This window comes from Erwinia wuhanensis (assembly GCF_030484085.1).
In the GTDB taxonomy this organism is placed as follows: Bacteria; Pseudomonadota; Gammaproteobacteria; order Enterobacterales; family Enterobacteriaceae; genus Erwinia; species Erwinia aeris.
Map to the genome: position 1 here is coordinate 1 of NZ_JAUJUH010000014.1, position 2,298 is coordinate 2,298.

General features: G+C 42.7%; 2 protein-coding genes. Both read left to right on the forward strand.

Features of this window, described 5'->3' with window-relative positions:
* Window positions 1-1,309 (forward strand): glycoside hydrolase family 19 protein (locus QZH36_RS21260; protein ID WP_367652778.1); only part of this gene is annotated, 1,309 nt, incomplete at its 5' end.
* 3 nt (window positions 1,310-1,312) lie between these two features.
* On the forward strand, window positions 1,313-1,780 hold the full coding sequence (locus tag QZH36_RS21265; RefSeq protein WP_301731082.1) for a DEAD/DEAH box helicase family protein: 468 nt from the start codon (window positions 1,313-1,315) through the stop codon (window positions 1,778-1,780).
* Window positions 1,781-2,298: the final 518 nt, after the last annotated feature.

Genomic DNA, 2,298 nt, shown 5'->3' on the forward strand with positions numbered 1-2,298 from the left:
TTATAAAACCGCGATGCGGAATTATAAGGAGAGCCCAAGTGCCGGATTTGAGTTGCTTCGTTTTGGCCGGATTATTAATACGGAACATGAAACTCTGGTGCCGGCAGACGCTCCATTATGGATGACGGTCAGTTACCCGGGAGGAAAAGGGGTGGTCAACCTTGCTGACCCCAGTATTAAAAAGTTTAGTGACGCTGATTTCCCTCACTGGACGGGCTGGCAGTTGGTTGATGACGACAGTGACAGCGACAGCCAGTGTAACTCGGTCACGATTGCCAGCCTGACCGAAGGCGGCGACTACGTTAATCAGTGTGGAAAACTGATCTGTCATTTTCCGTTTGAGTGGGAAAAAAGCACGATCGATAGCCGTTTTTCATGGCTAAAAACCGGCAGTGAAGAGCATGATCCGATGACGGAAGAAGATTATGCAAAATTCAAGGCTCATGCCGAAGCGTTGTGTTTTGATTCAGGAGCATTCAGTAGTGGAAGGTTATGGCATTTCAACCCTGTAGATTTTACTACTCACATGAGGCTTTGCAGTTGGCTCAGTCTGAACGATATTATTAAATTGGTAAGAAAGTATCAAAAATCACCAGTGGCTGTTTATGATCGTCGACATCCATTAACCATTGATGAACTAAAAAAGCGTTTAACCGAAGAGGGCACGAATAGTGCAGGGGATGTTAAACGTCCAGCGTCGATAAAAGAGGCTCTCCCCAAAATACTAAATAAATATGGAATTAATACACCAATCAGGATTTCACACTTCTTCGGCCAGATGGCTGCTGAAACTGGGCGGTTCGATAGTTTAGTCGAGCTAGGCTCTGCGAACTATTTTGCTGTGCACTACGACCCTGGCACGGATCAGGGCGATAAGTTAGGGAATACACTGACTGGTGATGGTGCTCGATTTAAAGGTCGAGGATCTATTCATCTAACTGGAAGGACTAACTATGGTCATTACAGTGAATATCGTCAAGGTTCAGATTTTAATTATTTCACTACAGAACCCCATAATGAATTGATCGTAGAGGATGCATTTTTTGCATTTGATGCTGGCGGTTATTATTGGTCCAGTAAACAAAAATACATACGCCGCAATGGACGACTAGTGGCCTCCGGAAAATTAGGGATAAACTTTTGGGCTGATAAGGGGGCGACCCATAATGATGCTGAAGAGGTTACACGGAGAATAAATCCAGGGAGAATGGCGTTTGAGGACGTCAGGTGGCCTGCGTTTAAGCACGCATGGTATGTGCTTAACGATTCTACAGAACAAGAATCCGATTATTTTCCCATTAAGGAATGAATTATGAAATTTTCAAAATTGCTGGTCGTGCTATTTTTGTCGACGACCTTCTCAGTTTTTTCAATGAGTTCAAATGTAAAGCTTACTCCCCAGCAGACAGTAATTAACTTTATAAGTGATTATGAGCAGTGGAATGAAGAGGCTACGCAAAATTTAAGTGAAGATACTGGTTTTCAAACAAAAGATGAGTACGTTAAATTACTGAGAGAATATTGCACTCAATCTTCTGGCAGAATTGGCTATGATGTATATGGACAATATTCTCTGCATATTTCTGATGGGGAAAAAATACTCAGCACTAAAAAAAAAGACCAAGAGATTATAATCAAAACAGGAGTGTTGTCTAGATTTGGAGAGACAGGCGCTGATATGGATTATTTTGAATACCACCTGATTTTGGATAAAAATAGATATTTAATTGAAGAAGTATATCAGTTATCAAAATCTGGTAAAAAAACCAAAACATTATAACTTCATGAGTTTGAACCTTAGACGCTCTCTTGCAAAATGTTTGCCGGGGCAGCTGATTTGAGGATTGTTAAGTATAGTGTTTGAAGTTTTATTGTAGTTATTTGGCTGAGAAAAGATACTTTATTCCCTAAAGCATCTTCCTGAATGTTATCCACGGCCAGATTCACCAAAAACATCGCACTGGATTGCTGTCCTGGTAGCGATGTTGGTCATCAGCGTGATCTTCATGCGTATATCCTGGGCGAATACCGGACAAAAGCGGGGAGCACTACGGACGAAAAGAAAAGGCTAATAACCCCGAACAATTCCCGAGCATTGCCCTGGAAACCACCGAGCCTTCCCGCAAATTCAGCTTTTCCTGACATGGAGTCATAACATGATTATCAGCCCGCCATTCCTGAAAGCGAAAAATGCCCATGAAACCGATGCAGCATGGATTGAAAGAGTGATGACCGTAGTTGACCGCCGCGATTACCCGGTCAATGGCCATGGCTCATGGCATGGCGGGATCCACATAG